Source organism: Polaribacter irgensii 23-P (assembly GCF_000153225.1).
Classification (GTDB): domain Bacteria; phylum Bacteroidota; class Bacteroidia; order Flavobacteriales; family Flavobacteriaceae; genus Polaribacter; species Polaribacter irgensii.
In genome coordinates, this window is the sequence record NZ_CH724148.1 from 1,750,788 (window position 1) to 1,776,708 (window position 25,921).

Below are 25,921 nucleotides of genomic sequence, written 5' to 3' on the forward strand. Positions count from 1 at the left end.
TTCACAAACTATTTCCCAAAAGGTTTCCGTCATGGATCTTACACGAATTAAAGTAAGGAGCACTCGACGAAGTATTTGGCCAATTTTTTTTCTGTTTTATCTTTTTTATTCAGATCACTATATCAAAAAGATGTAGCGGTTTTGATTTGAGTCTTTAAGTAAACCATCAAAAGCCACATTCATTATAGTGTCTGTTGTTGTCATTTATTTATGTCCAAAATGGTTGACAGGACCATTTCCTTTGCCTAAAATTTTATTTTCCCCTTGGGTTATTGCTTGATTTATATAATGGCAACCTTTTTTTACTGCATCTTCTAAAGAATGTCCTAAACTTAAAAAAGCAGCGATACTTGATGACAAGCTACAACCTGTACCGTGCGTATTTTTAGTAGCTATCCAAGGATTTTTTATTGTTATTATTTCATCGTGCTGATGCACGTATAGGATGTCGGTAATTTCGTTTTTGTGCGCGCCTAGATGTCCTCCTTTTAACAAAACAGCGGTTTGGTACCGTTGCCCAATTTCTCTTGCTGATTTTTTTAGGTTCTTTAATGTTATTGGATGCCCAATGAACGTCTCTGCTTCAGGAATGTTTGGCGTAATTAAACAAGCTTTGGGCAGAAACTCTTTTAAAGAAGAAATAGCATCATTTACGATAAGATTATCTCCAGAAGTAGCCACCATTACAGGGTCTAGTACAATATTACTGATGTTGTAGTGCGCCAATTTATTAGCAACAGCTGCAATCACTTCAGAGGAATGCAACATTCCTATTTTTACGGCACTAAATGCGATATCGCTCAATACAGCATCCAATTGTTTTTCTAGGTGCGCAATAGGGATTGGATGTATATCAAATATTCCTTGCGTGTTTTGTGCTGTGGTTGCCGTAATTACAGAGGCAGCGAAAGCACCACAGGCACTAATACTTTTTATATCTGCTTGAATCCCTGCGCAACCCCCAGAATCACTTCCAGCAATGGTTAATACGGCGCTATAGTGCGTTTTTAAATTTTCCATGTTTCTTTGTTATATGCACTATCCCAGAACAGCCATTCTAATTTTGATGTTTTTATAAAAGCGATATCCATTTTCTGCAATACTTCCTTTGGGGCTTTTTCAGCATACCTATTTGTAATTTCTATTGCACTGTTTACAGCATTTGCGAAGTCTTCACTTGCATACGTCTGTATCCAGTTTTGGTATGGGTTGTTGTCTTTGTTTGTTTGATTGGCCAGTATATAATCGCCTATTTCTTTATAGATGGTAAAACAAGGCAATATCACGGCCAATCCTTCTTCCAGACTATGATTGTTTACAATACGCGACATGTAACTGGTATAGAGTTCGCAACTTGGCGAAGGCTCCGTATTGAAATTTTCTTTGTCAAGAAAAATTTGATGCAATTCATCTTCAACATCAATAATCCCTGAAGCCGCATCTAGAAAAAATCGAGTATCTTTCGCTGCAGCGCATTTAATACTTAGCATCGCTAGTGTTTTTTTGTATTCTGACAGGTACAAAGAGTCTTGATTGACATAAAATTGAAATACTTCTTTAGAGAGGGTTCCATCCATTAATTTAATGATGAAAGGATGTTCTTTTATTTTTTCAAGTATCGGCGCTGTTTCTATTGTTACTGTATGAAACCAGTTTGACATATTATTTCTTTTAAATTTTTAGTTTCTTTTTCAGGATATTGGGCTTTAGAAATAGCAGATATTATGGCCACCCCATTCGCCCCATTTTTTATAATTTCTGCAACATTATTTTGATGTATACCTCCGATACAGATGATCGGTTTCGAAAACAATGGTCGAATCATTTGAAGTCCTTCAATCCCTAAAGAAGGAGCTAAATCTGATGTTTTAGTAACCGTGTTAAATATAGGAGAGATGCCGATATAATCTACTTTCAAATTCTCGGCCTCAATTGCTTGTTCGGTGTTACTTACCGACAGTCCTATTATTTTGTTAGGACCCAACAATTCTCTAGCTTTACGATACGGCATATCTGTTTGTCCAAGATGCACGCCGTCTGCGTCTACAGCGAGGGCAATGTCTATGCGATCATTGATAATGAACGGAACCCGATACGCATGGCACAGTGTTTTCGCTTTTAATGAACGGTTGTAAAAAGAAATTGTTTTGCAAGATTTTTCTCTAAGCTGAATAATAGACGCTCCCCCTTTTAGCGTATCTTCCAGAATCTTAAAAAATGCAGTATCGTCTGTAATGCCATCGTCGGTAACGTACATCAAAGCGTATGTTGTGTTATACATTTAATTTAATTTTATCCTTCAGGATATCGTCAGTTAATAAATACAAGCTATCTAAAAAATGAACTTGGAAACTACCAGGACCTTTTGAGAGTTCGGCAGCCATATCTCCAGCAATTCCCATAATTGCCATCGCAGCTGTACAGGCCAAATGAACATCAGGTTCAATCGCAATACAAGCGCCAATAATAGCCGTTGCAGAGCAGCCCATTCCTGTTACTTTTGACATTAAAGTGCTTCCGTTAGAGATGGTATTCACCCTGTCTCCAGTAATAATGTAATCTACCTGACCACTGACAACCACCGTATTGTTTAGTTTCTTTGATAATTCAATAGCTCCTGAAACAGCATCTGCAGCCAGCATTGTGCTATCCACACCTTTTGAACTGCTTGCTTGCTGCGCCAATACCATAATTTCTGAAGCATTTCCTCTGATTACATCTGGAATAGCGGCTGCTATAATTTTTAAAGCAGTTGCTGTTCTGTATTTTGATGCGCCTACACCCACAGGATCAAAAACAAAAGGAGTTGCCGTCTCTTTTGCTTTTTTTGTAGCGAATAGCATGCTGTCTACCCATTTTTCACTCAATGTGCCCATGTTAATTACCAAAGAAGAAGAAATGGTAACAATGTCTTCAGTCTCTTCTATGGCATGTGCCATGACAGGTGAAGCGCCTATCGCTAGCAAAGCATTTGCTGTAGAATTCATAACCACGTAATTGGTGATGTTTTGTACAAGTGGGCTTTTAATCCTAATATTATTTACTATTTTCTCTAAGTGGTTCATCTTTCTTGTAATTAGTCTCTTTGGCTTCGCACAAAGTTAGTTGTGTGTTTTAAACCACTAATTTACTAAATAAAAGACGTACCAAGAAGGTCTATTAGGGCTTTTGTACATCTGCTAAAAGCTAGGAATTTATAAGATACCCCGGTGTACCTCGTGTTTTCTTAAAAATAATGTTCGGCGTTGTTAAATTCACGAGAAATATAAATTCACATTTGAATTTCATTTTCTGTAACCGTGCTTTTTGTAACACGTACTTACTTTATTTTAATGAAATTATTACATGCTTTACTTTAAAGCGATTTCTGGTGCTGTGCTGTTTATTGTTTAATTTGCACTGGTCATTATCGGTGTTTTAAGTAGTGTATTTTTAGTTAAAATGTTCCTGCATGCATGGGTACCTCCATTAATAATACTCTTGCATTTTCTGAAGCTTTTAGCTTGAAAGATGCTATATCCCAAATTCCGTACCCATCTCGCGGTGTTAATTTTTCATTGTTTATTTCAACTTCGCCTTCGAGTACAAAAGCATATACACCGTTGCCCTCTTTTTTTATTTTGTATTCGTCAGAAGTCCCCTTGGTGAATTTGCCAATATGAAACCAAGCATCTTGATTTAACCAGACGCCTTGTTCTTCTTTGTTAGGAGAAAGTACTTGATAAAATTCGTTGTCTTTTTCTATATCTTTTATAGATATTTGGTCATATCTCGGAACGGTATTTTTCGTTTTAGGAAAAACCCAAATTTGAAGAAATTCTACTTTTTTGTCTTTGTTTTTGTTGTATTCTGAATGCGTTACACCAGTTCCAGCGCTTAATATTTGCACATCTCCCTCTTTGATTACCGTTATATTTCCGATACTATCTTTGTGCTCCAAATCTCCTTTCAGCGGAATAGAAATAATCTCCATATTTTTGTGTGGGTGCGTTCCAAAACCCATTCCTTTTTGCACGATATCGTCATTTAAGACTCTTAGTACACCAAAATTCATTCGTTCTGGGTTGTGGTAATTTGCAAAACTAAAAGTGTGGTTTGAGTTTAACCAACCGTGATTTGCTTCTCCTCTTGTTTTTGCTCTGTGAATTACTGTGTTCATTGTCTTTAATTTTTTAGTGTTTACCTGATTATCTCTTTCTTCTTCTTCTTCTTCTTCTTCTTCCCGTATTAAAGAAATGTAGGTAGATTTTGTTGTTTTGTTATTTTTACCGAGAGAATTTTTGATGCAATAGCACTAGCAGGGCCTGTTGCAATTTCGTTTTTAATAAATTCTTTGGCCTTCATTTGTCTGCTATCAATCATACTGCAAAGATGGTGTAGTTTTGAAGGCTGTGAAATATAAAAAAATGACGGATACTTATGAAAATCCGATATTAGGATTTATTTTCTCTCTTTTTAAAACTTGAAGGAGACAATTGAGTGTGTTTTTTGAAAAAAGCACTAAAGTTCGCAGGTGCATTAAAACCCAATTCATACCCAATTTCCTTATTGGATAACTCGGTAAAATAAAGCAATCGTTTGGCTTCTGTAATTATTCTTGATTGAATGTATTGTTTTGCAGTTTGGCCTATTTTATTTTTTACCGTTCGGGTGAGGTGATCCGTTGTTATGTGAATGACATTTGCGTAAAAAGAAGTAGCATGCTCTTTTTTAAAATGTGCATCTACAGATTCTTTAAATTTTCTAATCAGGTGATCTCCTGAAGAATCAATTTCCGTTTCTATTGGATTAATTGAGCAAATATTGTTGCATTCTATAAGCAGTAGTTTTAAATATGCTCCAATGCTTAAGTCTTTCATTTGAGCGTTGCTTGTAGCATATGTAAAAACTTGATTTGTGAAATTCTCTATGAGTTTAAATTGTTTCTTATTTGTGAGTAAAGGAGGTGTTTGTCCATAACTTTGAAAAAGATTAAGACTACTAATAAAGGCAAGGGGAATAGAGTTCTCAATCAAAAATTGGTTGGAGAATGTCATTGCATATCCCTTGGGTTTTTCAGTCTCTATTATTTGATGTACTTGCCCCGGAGCAATAAAAAACAGTTGCTTTTCGGATAGTTCGTATGAATTGAAATCTATTATATGAGATCCTTTTGCCTGTTTAATGATAAGCACAGTATAATAATTATGGCGGTGTGGCACGTCAGATTGCCCATTTCGTTTGACATAAATATCCTCCATTTTCGACATTCCAAAATGGACCATCTCTTTTTCGGAGTGTATCTTATTATATGTTTTTACGAAGTTCATATGAAGTACTTACAATGTGCTTGAGTGTGATTTATTGTGTGTTTAAGCACCTAATTTACTAAATAAAATACAAACAGAGAAAGACTGTTTGGACTATTGTAGCTGGACTAGAATAAGTCCTTTCATCTGCACGTTACTGGCAGATGTATTTTTATTCTTTGCTACATATTGAACAATTTGAATCTCCTATTAACTTGCCATTTTCATCAAATTCATATTTACAACATTCGTTGAACTTTTTCTTTAAAATATCTTTGGCCCTTTTAATTCTTGCTTTTACGTTTTCAAGACTTATTTCTAATTCCTTTGCGACTTCTTTTTGTCTGCGACCTTTAATATAAATTAGTTCAATTACGAGCCTGTAAATTTCGGGCAAATCACTAATGAATTTGTCAAAGCAACATATATCCTCATACTTTTGAAAAGGAACTTCTCTAACTGTATCTACTTTTTCCACATACATAGATTCTTTTCTAAAGTGATTAAATATTTCATTACGCGCAATTTGAAAAATCCACGCTCTCGTTTTTTCTTCTTTTTTGAGGCTGGATACATTTTCATGAATTTTTAAAAATGTATTTTGAAAAATATCGTTTGCAACGTCTTTATTTTTTACTTTTTTAAGAATGAAGAAATATAGTTCATTATTAAATTTGCTCCATATTTTTTGTGTTTCCATATTCGAAAATAAATAAAAGGCTCGTTGTTAAACGAACCTTTATCAAATTTAACAACAAGTGCATTTATCACATTCGCATTTAGAACAGGGACAATTTTTTTCTAAACAATTTCCGCAATTACAGTTAGTACAATCGCAATTAGTGCATTTACAAGTATTCATAACTTTAAAATTTTAGGTTCACTAAGGAGACTCGTAAGCTTCCAAAAAGATACATTATATTTTGTTTTTTTACATTTTAAAATCTTTTGAATAAAGTTGGCAGCACCTTTTAAGCAATAAAGTGAGTACATAAATCACTGGTATAAAGTCCACAAGAACTTTCGTATGTACCCCAAAATAAAACAATTAATAGTGTTCGATGTGCCCTTTTCATTTTTTTAATGCTTTAATTTGGTAAATGCAAGTCCACTCCAAATAGCTTTTTCTACCATATTATCGTTTATTTTAAAATGTACTGGTGAGCCTCTTCCTCCCATTTCAACTCGAACAGCATTGGTTTTATGTGGGGTTGCTATATCAGATATAAGGTTTCCAATGGTAACTACCAATTTATTTTCTTCAATTTCTTTTACTATTAAGGTGCCGAATAAATCACTGCTATAGGTTCCAACATAAGAAGAAAAAGGCAGTTCAAGCTTCCATTTCCTTTTTGCGATTTTAACCCTGTATTCAATATCAGATTTTATCTTTTGATCATAGGCTTCACGGTATTCTTTTAGTTTATTTTTATAGTGTGTATCGAGGTTTTCTCGTTTGGAGAAATAATCAAATACATATCCACTGAGCAGCATATTAAGGTCATAGCTAATTCCTCCTTCATTTGCCATTATAACAACACCTACTCCGGTTTTACGCACGAAAGAGAATTGAGGATGCATACCTGTAAAACTGCCAAAATGATGCACTAGTGTATCTCCTAAAGGAGTCGTGGCGATGTTCCAGCCGTAACCATAACCGAATCGTTTGAGATCAGAATACATTCTATCTTGATCGGCATGTTTTAACTGACTTTTCTTTACTAAACTTGAGTCAATTATTTGTTCTCCATCAATTTTACCATTATTTAATTCTACAATCATCAATCTTGAGAGATCCTGAGCGGTTGATAGTATGCCACCAGCGGCATGCATTGTATTGTCCTTTTTTTCTAAAGAAAGACGCGTTAACTGATTTTCATCATTACTTTGGGTGTGTGGTTTTGCAATTTCCCAGCCTTGTTTTATAGCTGTAGACATATGAGTAGTTGTATGCTTCATTTTTAGCGGTTCTAGTACTTCTTGTTGAACAAATGATTTCCAATCAGCACCCAACTCTCTTTCCATGATCATTCCTAAGATAATATATCCTAGATTGGTATATTCAAATTTACCAAAGGGTGCATTCGTATTTACTATTGTGAATTGTGCCAATTCAGCAAGTAGTTTCTCCTTGTCGTGAAAACCAGTGTAAGCTGTTACAATCGTTATTGGGTTATTTTCTATTCCAGAGGTATGTTCCATTAAATGTGGAATAGTGATGCTATCTGCTTTTAGTCTTGGGTCGAAATTAATCTCTGGAAAGAATTCAGCAAGGGACTTCTCAAAGTCAAGTTTGCCTTTGGATTCAAGTATTAGGGCAGCCATTGCTGTAAACGGTTTGGTTGTTGAAGCGATATAAAAAAGGGTGTTTTTGCTAACCTTTATATTTTTATCCACATCCGCTAATCCGAGGTATTTCTCAAATATGACGCGGTCGTCTTTTACGACCGATATGGCCATTCCATATTTTGCTCCAAATTCGTTGGTAGCTAATTCTATGAAATTTGTATAGGCTTTGTCGAATTCGGTATAATCTAATTTTTCTTTCTTACTGCAAGAGCTGAAGAATAGGGCTAATGTAAATAGTGTAATTGTTGTTGTTTTCATTTGTGTTAAACTGGTTTAATTAGGGTAAATTATGTCTTGGTGCTCTGGTTTTATAAAATTTAATATTGAAATTTGTTCTCTTATTGGAGTCGCACTAAATATATTCAGTGGGTTTAATAATATAATTTGTATTTTTTCTCTCAAATAAAGGCAACGTTTTAATTTGGAGTAGTTGTCAATTTATGAGGATGTCAAACTGAAAATTAATAAAGCTTTTCAGAGAAAGTGAGATTTAATAAATACATTAACGCATTGTTAACAATAGTTTTAAAGCTGTATTTGTTTCATTTTTCCATTTATTGTAACCATTGCAATTGATCCTTTTATTTTTAAGCTATCGCATTCGCAAGGAATGATTGTTTCTCCATATAAGTTCATTAACCCACGTTTGCTATTTTTAAAGGTAAAAACAAGATTTTCTTCAATTTCAAATGCATCATATTCACAAGCGATAAGTGTTTCTCCATATAAATTCATCAATCCACGTTTGTTGTTTTTGAAGGTAAAGACAAAATTTTCTTCAATTTCAAATTCATCATATTCACAGGCAATGAGTATTTGTCCGTCTAAATTCATCAAACCACGTTTGTTGTTTTTAAAGGTAAAAACAAAATTTTCTTCAATTTCAAATTCATCATATTCGCAAGGAATGATTGTTTTTCCGTTTAAATAAGACAATCCATGTTTATTGTTTTTTATAACGAACACTAAGTCCGCATCGATTTTAAATTCGTCAAAGTCCCTAGAGAAATCAACTTTTCTATCTTCAATTTTTAATACCCTTTTTTGATCTTTTTTAGGACTTTTAGATTGTGCTTCATGGGTAGATATCTTGAAACATATAAAAGCTAAAATTAAAATGAATGCAGATAGGATTAAAATTTTTTTCATTGCATTTGTTTTAAAATAAAACAGGTATTTTAGATACCAAAAAACAGTGTTGTTTTTCAATTTCAAATTTTGATTTGAGATTTCGAAAAAATCAACTTCTAAAAATTTTGAAATAATTTTAATAGTAGAACTTCTCGGTGTTACTTCACCAGATTCAATTCTCTGAATTGTACGAATTGTAACATTGCATTTTTCAGCAACTTCTGCTTGTGTTAAACCTCTAGCTTTTCTTGCTTTGATTAATTCTTTTCCAAAAATAAGTGTGTCCATTTAATTTTAATTTTTTGCAAAAATATCTTCAATCAGTTTACGTACCAAAAATGAGCAGTGTTTTATGCACGACATTTGTACGACATTCGTTTTTTAAACAGGTCTTTTATGTGTGTATACTATTAAAAGGTAATCTTTTGTGCATGATTTGTCGCGTTGACTAACCACTAAATTAATAAAAGGAAATGAACTAGATATAATTCTGAAGGAATTTTCAAGCAGGCGATAACCAAAGCGATTGATTATTCATATTGAGAGGTACAGTATTTTATTTGATAGATTTTATTTTTTAGTTTGCTCTAGAAATAAATAGCAAAAATAGTCGCTACAATCATAAACCCATATTGATCAATCCAAAATGTGGTATTATTATTTGAACTGGTTACAGGAATACCTATTTTTTGGATGTAAATATTGTGAACAGAATAGCAGACAGCGGCTGGCCACAAACTGCTCGATTTAAAAGTGCAGTAAGCTAAAATTACAGATATTCCAATTATCATTATTGTAAAAGTACTAATAGGGAACAAAAGATTTTCAACGCTTCCGAATATTATATTAATTATAGGAAAATGATCAATTGCCCAAATTATTTCACTAACAATGGCTAGTGACTAAAAAGACATTACTTTTCTCAATTCGAATATTAAAAAGCCACGCCATCCAATTTCTTTACCGAATGTAGAATTCAAGTTTTTTATTACTCCAAAATTTAGAGGTTATTTTTGATATTTAATTTTTAAATTAGTTCGTAAAATTGACTAAAAATATAATTTTTTTTCAAATTGCACACAACCTTTTTGTAGGCGGTTACTTAGGTGTTTTACGAGACGAATTTGCTAAATAAATCACGAACCCACAAAGACAGTTTGGACTTTCGCAAGTAATTGATTTGCGCGCAATTAATTACAATCGGTGTTGCGGTTCGTACTCTTTTTTATGTACTCAATTTTAATATTCGGAATGCACCTTGAATCACGAATATAAAAATGAGTGTTCCAATAATTAAATCAGGTTTATTGGAACCAGACCAATTTACCAAAACTCCAGCAATTATTACTCCTAAATTGATAATCACGTCATTCGAGGTGAAAATCATACTCGCTTTCATATGTGCTTCTTCTTTGCTTTTTGACCGTTGTAAAATGTAAAGGCAAATTCCGTTCGCGAGTAGTGCAAAAATCGAAACGATCACCATTGTCGAAAAATTGGGAAGTTTTTCCTCTCCGAAAAATCTTCTTAAAACTTCTACAAATCCAATAATCGCAAGTGTGATTTGAAAGTAGCCAGCAAGTTTTGCAATCCGCTTTTTTATAATCAGCGTTCCGCCAACTGCAAACAAACTAATTCCGTAAACGAAACTGTCTGCGAGCATATCCAAACTATCGGCAACAAGTCCCATCGATTTTGCAATCAGTCCTGTGGTCATTTCGATAGTGAAAAAAGCGAAGTTGATCGCAAGTACAAACCAAAGTAGTTTTTTTTGGTTTGTATTTTCTGTAAAATCTGTTTGGTCGGTTTGTTCCGTGGAGATTTTCTTTCCGCCTAAATTCAGTTCGATAATGGACTTTTCAATTTGGTTGATTTCTCCGCTGTGAAAAACGGTTAATTTTCGGTTCGGAATGTCAAAGTCCAAATTTGCAATACTTGAAATTTCATCCAATTTCATTTGAATAAGGTTTTCCTCTGAAGGACAGTCCATTTTGGTAATTTCAAATATCGTTTTATTCACTTGGTTTCTTGATTTTTGGCATTCACGTTATTGTATAAGATTAATTGCGAGTTTAACGATATCAGTTAGCAAACAAATCACAGATAGAAAGTTCGTTTGGATTTTTGTAAATACCCTAAAACTAACAATTAATTTTTTATGGTGTTGTGTGTGGGCTTTATTTCACAGACTTTAATATATAGTTCGGTATCATTTCGTTTGGCGGTGTACTTTTACCATACAATTGATACGAATTATAGTTTCCACCAGTAAATACTGTTATCATATCGAGTTCAGGCCAAATATTGATTTTTTGTCCACCGTTTCCCGAAGCTAAATATGAGTTATACGTCTGTCCGTCAACTACAAAATATTTATGTTCCCAAAGATAGCCGTAATCCCCTTTATCCATATTAAATGTTTTATCAATCCAACTTTTTGATATTATTTGATTGGCATTCCACGTACCACCATCTTTAAATAATTTTGCTAATTTAATCAAGTCTCTGGGTGTAAAATATGCTTGACTAAAATGGTCACTACTCGTTTGATTTGGTTCAAAAGTCCATTTGTAATTTGTAATATTTAAAGGCTCAAAAAGATTTTGTTTTGCAAAATCTTCAATTTTCTTGTCTGTTGCGATTGCTACCAAACTGCCTAAAGTCAAAGCACAACCTGTACAATAAGAGGACGCCATACCAGGTTCTCGAACCATTGGCAAATCGAGCGTGTATTTTACCCAATCTTTACTTTGCATCATTTTTGATTCATTTCCCTTACTTTCTGGATTATTGTTTTCACAATCCATTCCGTGCCGATACCTTAAGAAATCTTCTATCGTAATTTCTTTTTTTCTTTTGTCGAAATTGGCGATTTTTGGATACCGAGCACTAAAATAGGGTAATAGGCCATCTTTTTCACTTTTTATAAATCCTTGGTCAACTGCTATTCCAAGAATTCCACCAATGAATGGTTTCGTGGCAGATCTTAATTGATGTGGTGTATTTTCATCATAACCGTAAAAATATTCCTCAAGTACTAATTTATTATTTTTGTAAATTAAGATGCTGTGGACATCAGGGAAAGTACCCTTAATAGTTTCTTTGACCATATCAATAATACGTTTATGGTTTTTGAATTCTGCAGCCAAATGACCTGTTGCGAGTCCGTCATCAGTTTCTGGTGGTTGCTTATACTCGTAATTTTCTGGTGTATCGAAAAGTTCTTTTCTCGGAAACATATCCGATTTATCAATATCTTTTGTGAGTAATTTGAATATTTGACCCTCAGATTTATAGCTTATTACTTTCTTTGAGTTGCCCCTTTCGAAAATTACAGCATTTCCTTGCATGTTTGTAAAACTGTCTATCGCAATAAATTTTAAAGGATATTTGGCATGATCTATTACTGCATAAAGCGTTGTGTCCATCGCTGATGCTGTAAGTTTTAATGTCGTATTGTTAACATATTCGTATTTTCCTTCGTAGTCGAAAAGACGTTGGTATTCAGATTTCTTTTTCGCTATTGAACAGCCAATAAGTAAAGGAATTATTAAAAGTATTTTCTTCATTTTAATGCTGTTTTGGATACGCAGGATTTTTTTATCTTGCAGCTAACGTGTCTCTGAAAATTTTGGCGTGTTTTAAGTGCGAAACTTACTATATAAATCACAAACCAAAAAAGTCCGTTTAGACTTTTCCAAGGACCCTAAAGCTAGTAATTAATTTTATACTTTGATGGCAACTGTTTTTTTATTCATTTTTCTCATCCAATATGCGATTATAAAACTTCCAACAATTGGAGTAATAAACCAACCATAAAAACTTAAAAAAAATTTATTTACGATTACAAATGCAGTCGTTGCAGAAATGTAACCGCCTAACATTTTTCCTAAATGCAGTTTTAACCATCCTTTTCTCAATCGTTTAGGATTTCTAAATAATATTAAATTACCTGCAGAAAATATAATTCCAACAATTGCATAAACAACAAGAATAATATGTGTGCTTTTTGTTCGTATGATTGGTAGTGAAATTATTAAAACTCCAGAAGTAATCATACTAATTGATATTAATTTATCAATTTTTAAATCAGGACTTTTTTTTTAAAACTCAAAGTTCTATTTCCTGTTAAAACAAAATAGAGACTAAAAATACCAACTGCGAATAAAAATGGGCTTTCGTGATTCGGTAAAATAGCAACCATCAAAGCGATGGTTCCAAAGAACATCATTGAATAGAAAAAATCAGCCCAGATGTTTTATGAATATTTTTTCCTTTTTTTGCAAGTATTGAAATCAAACCTTCAAGCAAAGCAAAGCAAAGCAAAGCCACCAAATGCTGGGTGAATGTATATGAATATCTGTATCGTTTTTCCGTTTTTTTAGTTTAGTTGAACGACTCAAAATTGAGAGAATAAATTCGTTTCGTATATTTTTATGTACTGAATTGTTCTTTTTTAGCGATGCGTATTGCTCAAATTGTTGCCAATAGCTTTATTGCCAATAGCAATATGGTTTTCAGCTATTGGGGATTTCTGATAGCTATAAAACGATTGATACCGTTCTCATTAATAGTAGTTTTGCAACTAAAAATAGGTCTAAAATCTTCAGACGCTATGCTTATTACTAAACTCCTTCGAAATGATATTGGTCATAAATAGCCCCCAAATCAAATATCTACTATTTGATTTGGGGGCTAGAGAACAATACAGATATATTGTTATGTAAGCTCCACTAAAAACTGTAAAATTTGTAATTTAAATATCATTTTCTGCTGAAAAGTCTAGCACAATTCTCATCCACATTCTTGATAAAGAATTTTCGGGATCATCTTCGTTACTCCCAATAGGAAAATTATAAACAGCCGATGTGGTTCCTGCGCTTTCATTGTCAAATACATTTATACCGAGTTCATCTGTATATGAATATTGTCCGTCCTGTAATTGGCTAAATACATCAATATCACTCATGCGCACATATTCGCTTTTGTAATTCAGATCAATACCAATAACATCTTCACCAGTAAACGTATAATTCACATTTGTAGCGAAGCCATTTAGATATAATGAGGTCTGTGCTTGAGAATTTAAAAGAAACACTTGGGTAATCTCGAAGTCATTTATATCGCAATCATCGCAAGGTACCATTCGTCCGTCCACCACTTTAAAAACGGTTGATGTCAAAGTAGCCGATACTTCATTCGAGATACTATTAATTTCACCTGATTTACTGTGATACGACTTTGCCTCCGCTTGAGCAAAATTTCTCATTTTTACGACAGTCCCTGTTACCATCATATGCTCCTGCGTGTTTTCCTGTGAACAATTCGCAAGGAAAAAAATAGCCGAAAGGATGAATACGCTTTTCAATTTTAATACGCTTTTCATAATAAAAATATTTAATTTAGAATTCGTTACTTTTTATATAGACGCTTCATACCTTTTTATGGTTGCACCTTTGTTGTTTTTTTTGCGTGCGTGATATTTATAAATTCATCAATAATTTCTTCTAATATATTTAAGGGCACAGCGCCATTTTGTAAAACCACATTATGAAATTCTTTTAAATCAAATTGACTGCCTAATTTCTTTTTTGCTTTTTCTCTTAACTCTAAAATTTTCATCATCCCAATTTTATATGCACAGGCTTGTCCAGGCATTACAATATAGCGTTCAATTTCAGTGACCACTTCTCCAGTTGTTATTCCTGTATTTGCGATCATATATTCAATTGCTTCTTCTCGAGTCCATTTTTTATAGTGAATTCCAGTATCTACTACTAAACGGACGGCTCTAAATATTTCTGCTTGAAGTCTTCCTAAATTACCGAAAGGGTCATTCTCGTAAAAACCTAACTCCCACGCAAGTTGTTCAGCATAGAGTGCCCAACCTTCTGTATATGCAGTAAAAAGTGGGAATGTTCTAAAAATTGGAACCTCTTCCAGTTCTCCTTGAATGGCTATTTGAAAATGGTGGCCGGGGATTCCTTCGTGATAGGCCAAGGTTTTCATTCCAAACTTCACAGTTTCTGTAACTGCTCTCAAGTTGGCATAAAAGATACCTCCTGAAGACCCATCCATGGTGGGGGGCGTGTAATAAGCACCAGCAGCACCTTCTTCTTTGAACTTAGGAACTCTTTTTACTTCCATAGCTGCTTTTGGTCGGATATCAAATGCGTTGTCAAGACCAGCATTGATTTCATCTAAGATCGTATTGTATCCTTCAATAATTTCTTTTCTACCTTCATCATTATTTTGATATAAAAAACGCTCTTCTTTGTTTAATTCTTGAATAATTTCACCTATTTCTTTTGACGTATCTGCATACCCTTGAACACTCAAAATATCGCGCATCTCTGTTTTTATTCGAGCAACCTCTGACAATCCAATTTGATGAACCTCTTTAGGGGTATAGTCGGTGGTGGTCATCAATGATAATTGATATTGATAAAAGGCATCTCCGTCAGGAAACTTCCAAACACCAGCATCTGTAGTTGCTTTCGATTTTAATCCTTTGAAGTATAAAATAAGAGCATTGTATGCATCGAACACTGTAGTTCTTACTTGCTCTGCTACCCGTGTTTTGTATGCGTCTTTTTCCGCTTGTGTAAGACCTTCAATTTTTGATACTTTAGTATTGAAATTAGTGTAGAGGATGTTTGACTTAACAGGACCTTGGTCATCGGTCTTTATATTAAGCGAATCTTTTTCTTTGTTACCAATAAACCCTAACATTTCACTAAGCACACGGTCAATTATAAATTGTGGAGGAATGATTCCTTTTTCTTCACCTATTTTTAACCCGTCTAAGACCTGATCGAATTTAGTGCCAAATTTAGACAATCGAGTTATATATGCTTCGATATCACTTTCATCTTTAAGCTTGTGCGAACTTTCCATCAAGCTTGGAAGACTATTTTGTACTCCAAACATTTGATTTACTGGATACTCGTGATAGAAAAATCGCTCTCCCTCAACTTGCTTACCCAAAAAGGAACTTAAAATTTTGGTATTTAACTTATTTTCTTCCGATTGACTTTCGAAATCATAACGTTGCAATGTTTTATAGTCTTCTTTCATTTGATTAAAAGATTCCCATTGTTTTTTATCAGAAACATCGTCCAATTCGTCTTTTGACAGGTCATATAAAATAGGAACTCCAACTTGTGTGGTCAACTCAGGGCTGTCTATAACAAGCTGTACAAAGACCTTGTCATAAAAATGTTTAATATTAAATGGTTTAAACCAAATAAGATTGATACTCCATAGAACTCCAATAATTAAGAGTCCAAGTGTTGTTCTTCCTGTCCAAAATTTCCAAGTGCGTTTTTTATTCATGATTCATAGTTGTGCTATTTAAAGTTACATCATCGCTGTTTTTTACATTCTCAGAAATAGTATTAATTTCAGCTATTCCAGAATCGAATAGGAAGAAGTAAAATGTCAGTAGCATGATCGATTTTACTTTCACTATTTTTTTTATTCAATGTTGAAAGATTTTTTTGAATTGATACTGGCAGCGAAGGACGAAACAAAACCTTCAAAAATCCTTTTAAATATTTATATTTTTACTGAATGGTTGTGAATTTATAACTGAATAGTCGGTGTTTTTTGCGTTATTTATTGAACCCAACTTATAAATGCTTTTCGCTTGTAACGACTAATAGGGATTTTAACAATCGAATCGCTTTCAATGCAAGCTTTTAACCGAATACACAACTTGCCATTTTCAATCTTTTCAATTTGATCTACAGCATCTCTGTGAATGATAATTTGCCGATTGGCTCTAAAAAACACTTGATTGTTTATTTTTTCTTCGAGCTCATTTAATGTGAATTCGGTGTTACTCGTGGTACCATTATTTTGAACAGCATACACTGTTTTGTTTTCGCTGTAAAAACACGCAATGTTTTCATAGCTCAGCTTCGTTATTTTCGCGCCACTTTTGATGGTGATTTTAGCATCTTTAAGAGAGACCTTATCTAAATTGTATAAAGCTCGTGAAAACGCTAAACCTATGATGATAAAACTTAATAATAAGGTAAGTAACAAGCCAATTAATAAATAATAGAATGCTATCTGTTTACCTGCAACCATACTAAAAACAATGTATATAGGAATATAAATAATTGCAATGTATCCTAAAGTAGAAGCGAAAAACCATACAATAGTAGTAATTCCTATCTTTTTAGAGAAATGTTTTTTCTTGTAAAATTTGAAGTTAAGCTTTGCTATTATTGTAATAAAAACACACAAAATAATAGAAGACAGAAAACCTTCTATGGGAAATCGATACGATTTACTATCTGGAAAACTTTCGCGCGATACTAAATGATTTACGAATAAAGAGAAACCCGTCAATAGAATTGCTGTTTTAATCCAAGGCCATGTGGTACTGGAGAGAAACGTACGCCATACTATTTTTACTGTATTCTTGGCCGTTTGTGTAGTATTCATTAATTAAAAACTCTTTTTTGTTCTAGGAAATTTGCATTTGATCGCTTTATTTTCATTGCATCCTGGGTGTTTGTGTTGAAAGATGCGTGATTAAACACGTAATTTAGTAAATATAAACGGAATAGAAAGTCCGTAAAGATTCTTGCGGGTAGGCGAGACCTCGCAATTTTTTTATATTTTATTTTGTTGCGAAACACTTGAGCAAGCGCATTAAAATTCCACTTCAATTTTTCCGAATGTGAATGCATTCGTATTTATTCAATTCAGGCATGAATCCGATTTTTAAGAATAAAAACTGAAATATTAAATTTAAATTTTAAAATTATTATTTAACTTTTTTTAGTTTTATAAAAACGATAAGAGAAAAAGCTAATGGAATGAGAAAGCCAAATAAAGAAGCGCAGCAGCCCCAGTTTTCTATTCCGCTTTCAATTCCTTTGTCTAAAAATATTTTCAGCGCAAAAATATTCCAAACTATGAGCATAATAAAAATAGATACTTTTTTTATTCATCATTCAGTTCTTTTATTTAGCTGCTTAATTATAGGGAACGGTTGGTGTAAGCATCGTAGTGGATTTCTACGCTTTTATTTTTGAGTTAAGCAATGACTTCTGCTAAAAGCACTTACTTTAAACTCCTCAGTAAAACGGCTATTATTTTTATACATGGTTAGCAGTAGTTGTTATTCCTTTTGCAACAGTTCATTTAATTTTTTTAAGGTACCTTCATTTTTTAGTGCTACTGCTTTTCTAAAACTAATGATCGCTTCTTCTTTTTGTCCATTGGCTACATAACCATCTCCAAGAGAATCCCAAACATTTCCCTCATCTTCAAATAATTCAGAGTTTAGTTTAAATATTTCAATGGCCCATTCCAAATTTTTATCTTCCTTAAGAATCATATAACCAATGCTATTTAAAACACCTGATTTTTTAAAATCAGCATTAGCACCGTTTTTAACAATTGAGTAGAGTTCTTTTGAATCTTTAGAGCCATGATTTTCAATAAAATCAAAAACTAAAAAATAAGGATTCTTTTTAATGGGCTTCAATTGGTAGTTTTGATTAAAAATAATTTTCTCGATATTATAGGCTAGCCTTTCCACCTTTGGACTACTAGCGTTCGTAGAATACAATATTATTACATCTTCATTTGGTAGCCAAATAATGGAATGTGCAAAGGTCCCATTTGAACCGTTATGTGTAATCCTCTTGGTATCTCTATCTGAATTAGTTATTCCCCATCCATAAGCATATCCAAAGGAATCGTTCATATTTCTAGTATGCGATGCTGTATATTTTTCGAAAAGAGATGTAGGCAAAATTGCATTTGAACTTAATGCCTTAATCCATTTGTACATGTCCTCTTGTGAAGAATTAATACCACCATTCCCTTTTAAATGCCAAGAAACTCCTCCATCCTTTTGATAGCGCGTTACCGTTGCTCCAATATCCATAACATTTCGGTTGTATCCTATGGCGCATAAATTTGTATTCCATTGTGGAAGAAGGTATCCCGTTTGGTTCATTTTTGAGGGTTTAAATAAATACACATTTAAGAAAACTTCATAATCCATCTTGGAAACTAGTTCAATAATACGGGCTAAAATACTATAACCGATATTAGAATAAGAGTATTTAGATGCAGGTTTATGAAGTAATTCACTTGCAAATACCTTTTTAAAAAAATCTTCTGTGGTTATTGGGTCGAAATCTTTTCCGATGGATGCTTTAAATCCTGCAGTATGTGTTAACAATTGATGAATGGTGATATTTCCTTTATCGCTAGGTACATTAGGAAAAAAAGTACTTAAAGAGTCTGTGACTTTTAATTTGTCAAGTTGAGACAATTTTAAAATTGCCGCAGCTGTAAATTGCTTTGTGTTTGAACCGATATCGAAAATAGTATTCGGTGTATTTTGGATGTTATTTTTTTTATCAGCCAAACCATAACCTTGGTTAATAACGATTTCACCTTTTTCTGCTACCAAGATTGCTCCAGAAAAGCCATTTTTCACACCTTCCTTTAAATAGGTGTCTATTTTTAATTTAATACTGCTTTGGATTTCTGTTTTTTGTGCTGATAAAGAAGTAGGGACTAAAAATTGTGTAAAAATTAAGAATACTAAAAATATTATTTTCATAATTGATTTTCTTGATGTTTTTTGTTACGCGATAATGTTACTTTTTAGGCAGTTTCTCTATTACCGCGAACATGTTTGCACAACCTTAGTTATGCATTTATAGAAACTAATTTAGCAAATAAAACACGAACCATGAAAGGCCGTTTGGACTTTCGTAAGTACCCTAAAAATAGCAATTAATTATACACGGTGTTGCCATTAGTTATTTTATCAGTTGTATTATATTCAAATACATTTTTTCAATTTTTCCGCTATTTGTGCGAATGGTGAATATAATTGGCAATAATAAGGTTAACAGTGTCAAAAATGCAATTAGATATCACACTATACTAAAATACTTTGGATCCGTTACCAAGATAATCATCATTGTAAAACTTAAGATCGACCGAACAATTTGAAAGTTTAAAACATTTTTACTCAGCGTATTTAATCCAATTACTTTTTCTTTCTTATGTACCCATAAGATTAAAGGCATGCGTATATTCCTGAGCGGTATTACTAAAAATGCTAAAACAGACAGATGGAATATTACCAAATAACTTTTATCAGTTTGTTTTCCATAATCAAAATATCTTCAGTTTTTATACCAAGAGCCTTACAAATTAAATTCAAAGTTGTTCCGCGAGGTTCATTTTCGTTATTTTCAATCCGTCGAATTGTTCTTAAGTTTATTTTTGCAGATCAACCAAATCTTCTTGTGAAAGTCTTTTTTTCTTTTTTCTTTAATTTTTTTTCTGATTTCGTTCATCATTAATTTGGGTTTGTATTTCTTTCAAATCTACTTATGAATTCATTCTTTTGATAACGGCTTGTCTGCGACATTTTTACGACATTTTGTCAATCTGCTAATCTTAGAGGTTCTTACTTAATACCGACGGTCTATTATAAGAATAGTAGCGGATTTATATCCACTAACTTTTCCATTAAACAGCTATTTTTTTATACTTACTTTCTTTTTAGCGATTAAACCATTCTTATTTTTATATGATGTTGGCCGTAGTTTTTTATTTCAAAATTAATTGCTGTCTATCAGCTAAAAAATCAAAAGTCATTTCAAATAATCCTCTTCCATCTGCTTCGCCATCCCATTCACCATGGCCCGCAGGGACCAAAATCGTTGGATCGGATTCACTCGGTACCAAGAGGGTTTTTAGTTCATTATAAAGCCCTAAAGAGTTATAGATCTCTTGCAGTTTAAGTGCTTCTTCGTAAGGCGTGACGGGATCATATGCTTCTCCATGTCCCATAAATAATTCAGGGTCATTTGCATCATATCTATCATATTGCTCCAAGTCATATACATCTTCAAACAGATCTAATATATAGTTTGATCCCCAGAAATGAACCATACTTCTTAAGTTATAAGTCTGATTTAAGTTTGTTGCTGTAAGTGTAGGATCGTCAGTGATAGCAATTTCGTCTTTGAAGTCTTCTAGATTTGAAATTCCTAAAGCAATCGTTGTAATAGCTCCCGCCGATCCTCCTCCAACTGTTATAAAATCTGCATTTATGTTGTAGGTGCTCGAGTTAGTTACAATCCAGCGAAGTGCTGCTTTAGCATCCCTTGTTGCGGCATACATGGCGATACTCTGCTGCAGCTCTTTTGGAGTTTTGGCTTTAAGTATTGCATATTCAATCCACGCTACTGGTGCAACTCCCTTATAGAATGTTACCACCTCATTAGTGCCATTTTGTGCATCATTTTGTAACATTTGTTTCAATTTATTCTTGCATGCCGTCGAGACTTTTGCGTTACACAATTCCTCTGTTGTTCTATAATCTATATAAACAAAAACCCAGCCTCTTGAAGCATAGTAATTTGCCATTTCTATAATTTCAGGCTTATGTTTTATTCCACCTGTAAATCCACCACCGTGAATAAACATAAATATTGGTCGATTGGTAGCACTATTATCAGGAGAGTACACATCTAATTTTAGAGGTATTGCAAAGGAGGAAGTGCTTGATTCGTCATGACTAAGTCCCTCTGCATATGTGATATCTTATTCTTTTACAACCATGTAAGAGGGGTCAGTCTCAACCATTGGAGATCCATCGTTTGTTTCTAGATCAGTTGATTCATTTTTACTATATGCAATAAATAATACTACTGTAAGAATTATAAAATAAGGTACTTTGTTCATACTATATTAATTAAAGTTTATTCCATTATGAGCCCCTGTTTTCTTGTAAAAGTTGAATTACCGACAATGTGTTTGTCTGAGGTAGTCGTATGTTTTGAGAAACCAATTTAGTAAATAATTACTGACCAAGAAAGTCCGCGAGGACTATTATAAGTAATTATTAAGCAAGTAGTTAAAATTACACGGTGTTGCTATTTCGTTGTTTTAATTCCGTTTTTATTTCCTTTTGTAATTAATTTTATAAATATAATTCCCTAAAATATTTAAAACGTTTGCCAGGAATTATCATTTTCCAAATATCTTGTTTTTGGATTATGTTTTTATTGGCAAGTCTTTTTCCGTCCACATAAGTTCTGAATATTAAAGCATAAAAAAATAAAAGTAAAACAAACAATGTTGAGTGCACCAAGTCTGTTTTACTTAGCCAGTTTAATATTCCAAGTGGCAATATGATTGTTACATAGTAGATCAATAAATTTTTCATATCCTTTTTTTATTTTAATCGTAAGCGTAAATTTATTTCGCGAATTCTTTCTCCATTTTTTAGTTCCGCTTTAGTAAATAATTCTAAAACTGGCTCAATTCCGCATGTGGATTTATTTCTCTTTTATTTTTTAATTCGGCAAACTTTTTTCCATACATAAATAATTTTTATTTCCTTACTTATTGAAAATTTAGGTGATTAGTGAGAATTGCTATTTTTAAATTTTCTTCTGAATATTTTTATATAATAATTGGTAAATAACTCCAAAACCAACAATTGTAAACACAACTTGTAGAATAGTAAGAATGATTTGAGATTCGACATAAACACAAATATGTGGTTTCATTATTAATGTTAAACCAAGGCTAAATATGAATGAAATAATTGCAATTAATATTTTAATAATCATTTTTCTAAAGTGTGCGTGTTTTCCGTCAATGAATACCATTGTTTGTATAAAGTTGGTTGCGTGTTTTAAGTAGTGCATTCAGTGAATAAAATAACAAACTAAGAAAATCCGTTTTGACTTTTGTAAATGGGCGAGAAGCCAGCAATAAATTATATGCGTTTTTGGCAATTGGCTTTTTTCTAATGTTTAATTAATTCCCATATGATAAACAGCTTCAAGAAACATTTTAGAAGCTTTTTTTTCATTTTTATTGGCTTTCAGTTCTTTCAGTACCCCAGCTACTATTATTATTTTTTCAGGCAACTTATTGGTTCCTTTAGAATGCGCAATTAAAAAACTTTGACTAGAATTCTCATCTCTTAATTCATACACATCGTATATCTCTATTAATGGTATTAATGAAAATGTAGTAACATTTCCGATCATTATAGGAACCAATATAAAGCCTATAAAATCAGTTTTAGATGTAGTTAATTTGGGTATTCCAGTGATGATCGTATTTGCCGCTATTATCCCCTTAGAACCCGCTTCAGAAGGCAATAGTTCGATTGGTTTATGTTGTAAATAAATCTTTTGAAGATTTTCATCTAATTTAGAAAGGATAGCGTTTTTTTTCCATTGTCCAATTTTGAAATTGATAACTCCAGAAATAGAATCATTTGTTGTTTATCATTAAAAATCCCTCCAACTTTTCCTAATTCAGATTTTGAAATAATTCCATCATCTGCTTTTGTTAAAATGTTGTAAAATCTTCCTCCGTTGTCCAGGTTTGAAATTGCATCATTAATATTTCTGTATGGTTCAATTTTTTTCATAGGTACTTTTATTGTGCTTGGGTCTAACCTGTTTATATAACCTAGGTTGCGTGTCTATAGCTACTAATTTACTAAATAAAACACAAACCATAAAAGTCCGTTTGGACTTTCGTAAATTGGCTAAAACCAGCAATAATTTATATATAGTGTTGGCAAAATTATGGTTTCTCTGTTCAGATTGCGTTTCCGGGGTTTTTGTTCTGTTCATCCCTTAAAACCCGACTTCGTTTTTGCCGATTTTTAGTATATAATTTGATTTAGTTTGAGCACATCTTTAGGTTTTGTTACCAATAACCTAATTTATCCTTTTTTGCAGCAATCAATAAACCAGGTTCTATAAGAGCTGTTATAATAGAATGAGCAACGATGCACGGTGTTAAACTACGCTCTGAGACTGCGTATACAATGGCTAGGGCAATGCCTAATAATGATGCAGAAATAAAAGCATTTATTCCAGCTTTAATATTTTTTATTCCCCACATAAAATGAATAATACCAAAAGCGAAACCCGATAATATAATCTGCCATAGAATAGAGAAATCGTGCGAGTTGAGATAATCCATAATCCATTTTCTATAAATTACCTCTTCCATTATCCCTGCAAAGACAGCTGCAAAAATTGCGACTACTTTTAGTCTATCCATTCTGAACATATAGTACTTTACTTCTGATATTTTTACTGCACTACAGCAATATAAAATTACTACTAGTAGAGCCAATACCCAACTTACGGCAGTCCCACTGTTACTATTTGCAAGCCCTAAATAGGAGATAAATCCCATTGGGTCAGAAAAAAAACTAACGACAACAAATGAACCCCATAAAAAAATCATGAAAATTAAAATAATATAAATTGACTTATAATTCATAGCATTATTATTTAAAGTCGTAAATATACCGCACTGCTCTCACGGGCCCTTATATAAATAAGCAACTTCTTGTGCCAGTGGGGAATATTTTATAAGGTCAAATGTAAAAAGACGTTTTAATGTTTTTTACATCGTGTTCGCAGCAGTCTTTTTATAATAACTTGGTCTTTTCGAGAGAAAACGTCAACTTTTTATTTTGTCTTAATACAATAACTGTAATCGTTGATTTCTCCTCATTAAATAGTCCATTTTCAACAATATGACACCAGTGGTCAGTAGTCAATACACCGTAGTTTTCAGAATCTATTTTTAATATGATGTCATTTATTTTTAACCCTTTAATGGCAGCACTTGAATTCGTAAGTATTCCGCCAACAATCAAACGATCATCCTTGTTACCAATTGAGAACCCATAAGATGATAAGCTTGAATTATCATATTCCTTCTTCTTTGTTAATATGATTTCTTTTTCGAACCAATTAATTATTAAATTATAATTTTTAAAGTAATTGGTTCCGATAGTACTTGATGATTCATTTGTGAACTCAACAACAACGTTTTTTAACGCAACATCACCAAATGAAATGTTTGAGATTAATGCGTGTTGAATACTATCCGTGGCTCCAACACCATATAATCCCGAAGATGAGGGCCCGAAGCTAACAGTTCGAGAAATGGAAGGGTCAGTATCTACTAATTTATTGAAAGTTTTTTTCGATAAGGAAATATCGCCATTTGAACCTAAATCAACTATCACATTTTTTTCTTTCACGTCATTTAATGCAATATCAATAATTGGAGTTCCTGTAATATGTGTAAAGAACGGAATTTTTTTAGAAGACTCAGGAATATTTAAAGATGCAGCAGAATTTGATATCGTAATTATTTGATTTTGGAGATCAAATTTCCAAACAGCATTTTTCATTAAATTTGAACCGATAAAACCATCAATTTCTAAACAGCCGACTTCTTTGGATTGTTTTAAATCAGCAATTGCAGCGCCTGTATTTAAAAAATCAATACCTCCGATACTTATTTTATCAAGTTTAATCATTCCTAAATCTGATGTTTGACCCTGACTATCACCAAATTTTTGTTCAAAAATGTTATTTAGTCCCTCTTTTTGAGCTAATTCCTTTGAAATAACATTTGGAGCCCCTGTGTCAAGAAGAAAATCATATGCTTTTCCAGAAATATTCACTTTCAAAATAATCATGCCTAAGCGATATTCAAAAGGAATATTAACATTAAACTCTTTTTGTTCAACTTCTCCACTTTTCATTAATTTAAATGTCTTTAGAGCACTGCAATTTGTTAGAAGAAGAAGCATTACGAAAGTCGAGAGTAATAATTTTTTTGTTTTCAATTTTATTTTTAAAGAAGGCAATTGTACATGTCATTTGTTACAGCTTCTTTAAATTACTGTTAACGTGTTGTAAAGGATTAGTTGCTGTGGTTAAGTGACAAATTTAGTAAATAAAACACAAATTTAAAGTTTGCGAAAATTTACGTGGATAAGCGACTACCTGCAATAATTTATAAACGGTGTTGTGTGTAGGTTTTATGATCATTTAATAGGTATGTGATCTTTTTTGCTTTTTCTAAATCTATATCAATTAGCAATATTTTTAAATTCAATTTTGCTTTTCTCTTATATATTTTTGGGCTTCCAGAAATAATTAAATCCAGAATTATGGTGAATATAGAGAACCACCAATTAGTTCTTTCCGTATTTAATGCCACGACTTATAATTTCCGAAAAGAATAGATTCCGCTGTTTTTGGGATCAGAAATAGCAACGATTTCAAATTCGTTCTTATTCAGAATTATTTTCA

The 25,921-nt window shown here is 32.7% G+C and carries 24 protein-coding genes; all 24 read right to left on the reverse strand.

From position 1 onward, the window contains the following. Positions 1-204: 204 nt before the first annotated feature. Positions 205-1,020: a bifunctional hydroxymethylpyrimidine kinase/phosphomethylpyrimidine kinase gene (gene thiD / locus PI23P_RS07845; protein WP_004570247.1), complete on the reverse strand. Its 816-nt coding sequence runs from the start codon at positions 1,018-1,020 to the stop codon at positions 205-207. Then, a complete protein-coding gene (gene tenA / locus PI23P_RS07850) occupies positions 1,008-1,661 on the reverse strand; it encodes a thiaminase II (RefSeq protein WP_004570248.1) in 654 nt (217 codons plus the stop codon). Before tenA ends, thiD begins: the two co-directional genes overlap by 13 nt. Beyond that, positions 1,637-2,281: a thiamine phosphate synthase gene (gene thiE / locus PI23P_RS07855; protein WP_004570249.1), complete on the reverse strand. Its 645-nt coding sequence runs from the start codon at positions 2,279-2,281 to the stop codon at positions 1,637-1,639. The genes tenA and thiE overlap by 25 nt, the downstream gene beginning before the upstream one ends. Further along, entirely contained in the window at positions 2,274-3,065 is a 792-nt protein-coding gene (gene thiM / locus PI23P_RS07860; RefSeq protein ID WP_004570250.1) for a hydroxyethylthiazole kinase, read from the reverse strand. The genes thiE and thiM overlap by 8 nt, the downstream gene beginning before the upstream one ends. A 371-nt stretch (positions 3,066-3,436) precedes the next feature. After that, the gene (locus PI23P_RS07865; protein ID WP_004570251.1) at positions 3,437-4,159 is read right to left on the reverse strand and encodes a pirin family protein; all 723 of its coding nucleotides are present in this window, start codon (positions 4,157-4,159) and stop codon (positions 3,437-3,439) included. Positions 4,160-4,433: 274 nt separating this feature from the next. Then, complete coding sequence (locus PI23P_RS07870; RefSeq protein WP_238300000.1) at positions 4,434-5,309, reverse strand: helix-turn-helix domain-containing protein; 876 nt, start codon at positions 5,307-5,309, stop codon at positions 4,434-4,436. Between the two features lie 151 nt (positions 5,310-5,460). Beyond that, entirely contained in the window at positions 5,461-5,988 is a 528-nt protein-coding gene (locus tag PI23P_RS07875; RefSeq protein ID WP_004570254.1) for a sigma-70 family RNA polymerase sigma factor, read from the reverse strand. A gap of 380 nt (positions 5,989-6,368) precedes the next feature. Beyond that, positions 6,369-7,895: a serine hydrolase domain-containing protein gene (locus tag PI23P_RS07880; RefSeq protein ID WP_004570255.1), complete on the reverse strand. Its 1,527-nt coding sequence runs from the start codon at positions 7,893-7,895 to the stop codon at positions 6,369-6,371. A gap of 267 nt (positions 7,896-8,162) precedes the next feature. Beyond that, complete coding sequence (locus PI23P_RS07885) at positions 8,163-9,056, reverse strand: helix-turn-helix domain-containing protein (protein ID WP_004570256.1); 894 nt, start codon at positions 9,054-9,056, stop codon at positions 8,163-8,165. 937 nt (positions 9,057-9,993) lie between these two features. After that, a complete protein-coding gene (locus tag PI23P_RS07895; protein WP_026288361.1) occupies positions 9,994-10,788 on the reverse strand; it encodes a cation efflux transmembrane domain-containing protein in 795 nt (264 codons plus the stop codon). 157 nt (positions 10,789-10,945) lie between these two features. Beyond that, positions 10,946-12,337 (reverse strand): serine hydrolase domain-containing protein, encoded by a 1,392-nt coding sequence (locus tag PI23P_RS07900; protein ID WP_004570259.1) that lies wholly within the window; start codon positions 12,335-12,337, stop codon positions 10,946-10,948. A gap of 156 nt (positions 12,338-12,493) precedes the next feature. Then, positions 12,494-12,826 (reverse strand): hypothetical protein, encoded by a 333-nt coding sequence (locus tag PI23P_RS07905; protein WP_004570260.1) that lies wholly within the window; start codon positions 12,824-12,826, stop codon positions 12,494-12,496. Between the two features lie 698 nt (positions 12,827-13,524). Continuing rightward, positions 13,525-14,037 (reverse strand): hypothetical protein, encoded by a 513-nt coding sequence (locus tag PI23P_RS07915; protein ID WP_238300001.1) that lies wholly within the window; start codon positions 14,035-14,037, stop codon positions 13,525-13,527. A 173-nt stretch (positions 14,038-14,210) separates the two neighbouring features. Continuing rightward, positions 14,211-16,103 (reverse strand): DUF885 domain-containing protein, encoded by a 1,893-nt coding sequence (locus PI23P_RS07920; RefSeq protein ID WP_004570265.1) that lies wholly within the window; start codon positions 16,101-16,103, stop codon positions 14,211-14,213. Between the two features lie 282 nt (positions 16,104-16,385). After that, positions 16,386-17,222 carry a LytR/AlgR family response regulator transcription factor gene (locus tag PI23P_RS07925; RefSeq protein ID WP_004570267.1) on the reverse strand — a complete coding sequence of 279 codons (837 nt, stop codon included), beginning with the start codon at positions 17,220-17,222 and terminating at the stop codon, positions 16,386-16,388. A 682-nt stretch (positions 17,223-17,904) separates the two neighbouring features. Further along, positions 17,905-19,365 (reverse strand): serine hydrolase domain-containing protein, encoded by a 1,461-nt coding sequence (locus PI23P_RS07935; protein WP_004570270.1) that lies wholly within the window; start codon positions 19,363-19,365, stop codon positions 17,905-17,907. 319 nt (positions 19,366-19,684) lie between these two features. Continuing rightward, positions 19,685-19,900: a magnetosome magnetite crystal formation protein family gene (locus PI23P_RS12385; RefSeq protein ID WP_238300002.1), complete on the reverse strand. Its 216-nt coding sequence runs from the start codon at positions 19,898-19,900 to the stop codon at positions 19,685-19,687. After that, positions 19,894-20,037: a helix-turn-helix domain-containing protein gene (locus PI23P_RS12390; RefSeq protein WP_081439189.1), complete on the reverse strand. Its 144-nt coding sequence runs from the start codon at positions 20,035-20,037 to the stop codon at positions 19,894-19,896. Before PI23P_RS12390 ends, PI23P_RS12385 begins: the two co-directional genes overlap by 7 nt. A 332-nt stretch (positions 20,038-20,369) precedes the next feature. Beyond that, the gene (locus tag PI23P_RS07940) at positions 20,370-21,293 is read right to left on the reverse strand and encodes an alpha/beta hydrolase (RefSeq protein ID WP_018941822.1); all 924 of its coding nucleotides are present in this window, start codon (positions 21,291-21,293) and stop codon (positions 20,370-20,372) included. 917 nt (positions 21,294-22,210) lie between these two features. After that, entirely contained in the window at positions 22,211-22,480 is a 270-nt protein-coding gene (locus PI23P_RS07950) for a hypothetical protein (protein WP_004570277.1), read from the reverse strand. A gap of 108 nt (positions 22,481-22,588) precedes the next feature. Further along, the gene (locus tag PI23P_RS07955) at positions 22,589-22,942 is read right to left on the reverse strand and encodes a hypothetical protein (protein ID WP_004570278.1); all 354 of its coding nucleotides are present in this window, start codon (positions 22,940-22,942) and stop codon (positions 22,589-22,591) included. A gap of 47 nt (positions 22,943-22,989) precedes the next feature. Next, entirely contained in the window at positions 22,990-23,217 is a 228-nt protein-coding gene (locus PI23P_RS07960; protein ID WP_004570279.1) for a hypothetical protein, read from the reverse strand. A gap of 284 nt (positions 23,218-23,501) precedes the next feature. Then, positions 23,502-24,086 carry a CPBP family intramembrane glutamic endopeptidase gene (locus tag PI23P_RS07970; protein ID WP_018941823.1) on the reverse strand — a complete coding sequence of 195 codons (585 nt, stop codon included), beginning with the start codon at positions 24,084-24,086 and terminating at the stop codon, positions 23,502-23,504. Between the two features lie 151 nt (positions 24,087-24,237). Further along, positions 24,238-25,368, reverse strand: coding sequence for an aspartyl protease family protein (locus PI23P_RS07975; RefSeq protein WP_004570282.1), 1,131 nt, complete (start codon positions 25,366-25,368; stop codon positions 24,238-24,240). Between the last annotated feature and the right edge of the window lie 553 nt (positions 25,369-25,921).

Coding starts and splice junctions, on each gene's coding strand:
- thiD (WP_004570247.1), bottom strand. CDS start 1,020: ATGGAAAATTTAAAAACGCACTATAGCGCCGTATTAACCATTGCTGGA.
- tenA (WP_004570248.1), bottom strand. CDS start 1,661: ATGTCAAACTGGTTTCATACAGTAACAATAGAAACAGCGCCGATACTT.
- thiE (WP_004570249.1), bottom strand. CDS start 2,281: ATGTATAACACAACATACGCTTTGATGTACGTTACCGACGATGGCATT.
- thiM (WP_004570250.1), bottom strand. CDS start 3,065: ATGAACCACTTAGAGAAAATAGTAAATAATATTAGGATTAAAAGCCCA.
- PI23P_RS07865 (WP_004570251.1), bottom strand. CDS start 4,159: ATGAACACAGTAATTCACAGAGCAAAAACAAGAGGAGAAGCAAATCAC.
- PI23P_RS07870 (WP_238300000.1), bottom strand. CDS start 5,309: ATGAACTTCGTAAAAACATATAATAAGATACACTCCGAAAAAGAGATG.
- PI23P_RS07875 (WP_004570254.1), bottom strand. CDS start 5,988: ATGGAAACACAAAAAATATGGAGCAAATTTAATAATGAACTATATTTC.
- PI23P_RS07880 (WP_004570255.1), bottom strand. CDS start 7,895: ATGAAAACAACAACAATTACACTATTTACATTAGCCCTATTCTTCAGC.
- PI23P_RS07885 (WP_004570256.1), bottom strand. CDS start 9,056: ATGGACACACTTATTTTTGGAAAAGAATTAATCAAAGCAAGAAAAGCT.
- PI23P_RS07900 (WP_004570259.1), bottom strand. CDS start 12,337: ATGAAGAAAATACTTTTAATAATTCCTTTACTTATTGGCTGTTCAATA.
- PI23P_RS07905 (WP_004570260.1), bottom strand. CDS start 12,826: ATGATTACTTCTGGAGTTTTAATAATTTCACTACCAATCATACGAACA.
- PI23P_RS07915 (WP_238300001.1), bottom strand. CDS start 14,037: ATGAGAAATTTTGCTCAAGCGGAGGCAAAGTCGTATCACAGTAAATCA.
- PI23P_RS07920 (WP_004570265.1), bottom strand. CDS start 16,103: ATGAATAAAAAACGCACTTGGAAATTTTGGACAGGAAGAACAACACTT.
- PI23P_RS07925 (WP_004570267.1), bottom strand. CDS start 17,222: ATGAATACTACACAAACGGCCAAGAATACAGTAAAAATAGTATGGCGT.
- PI23P_RS07935 (WP_004570270.1), bottom strand. CDS start 19,365: ATGAAAATAATATTTTTAGTATTCTTAATTTTTACACAATTTTTAGTC.
- PI23P_RS07950 (WP_004570277.1), bottom strand. CDS start 22,480: ATGCACTACTTAAAACACGCAACCAACTTTATACAAACAATGGTATTC.
- PI23P_RS07960 (WP_004570279.1), bottom strand. CDS start 23,217: ATGAAAAAAATTGAACCATACAGAAATATTAATGATGCAATTTCAAAC.
- PI23P_RS07970 (WP_018941823.1), bottom strand. CDS start 24,086: ATGAATTATAAGTCAATTTATATTATTTTAATTTTCATGATTTTTTTA.
- PI23P_RS07975 (WP_004570282.1), bottom strand. CDS start 25,368: ATGAAAAGTGGAGAAGTTGAACAAAAAGAGTTTAATGTTAATATTCCT.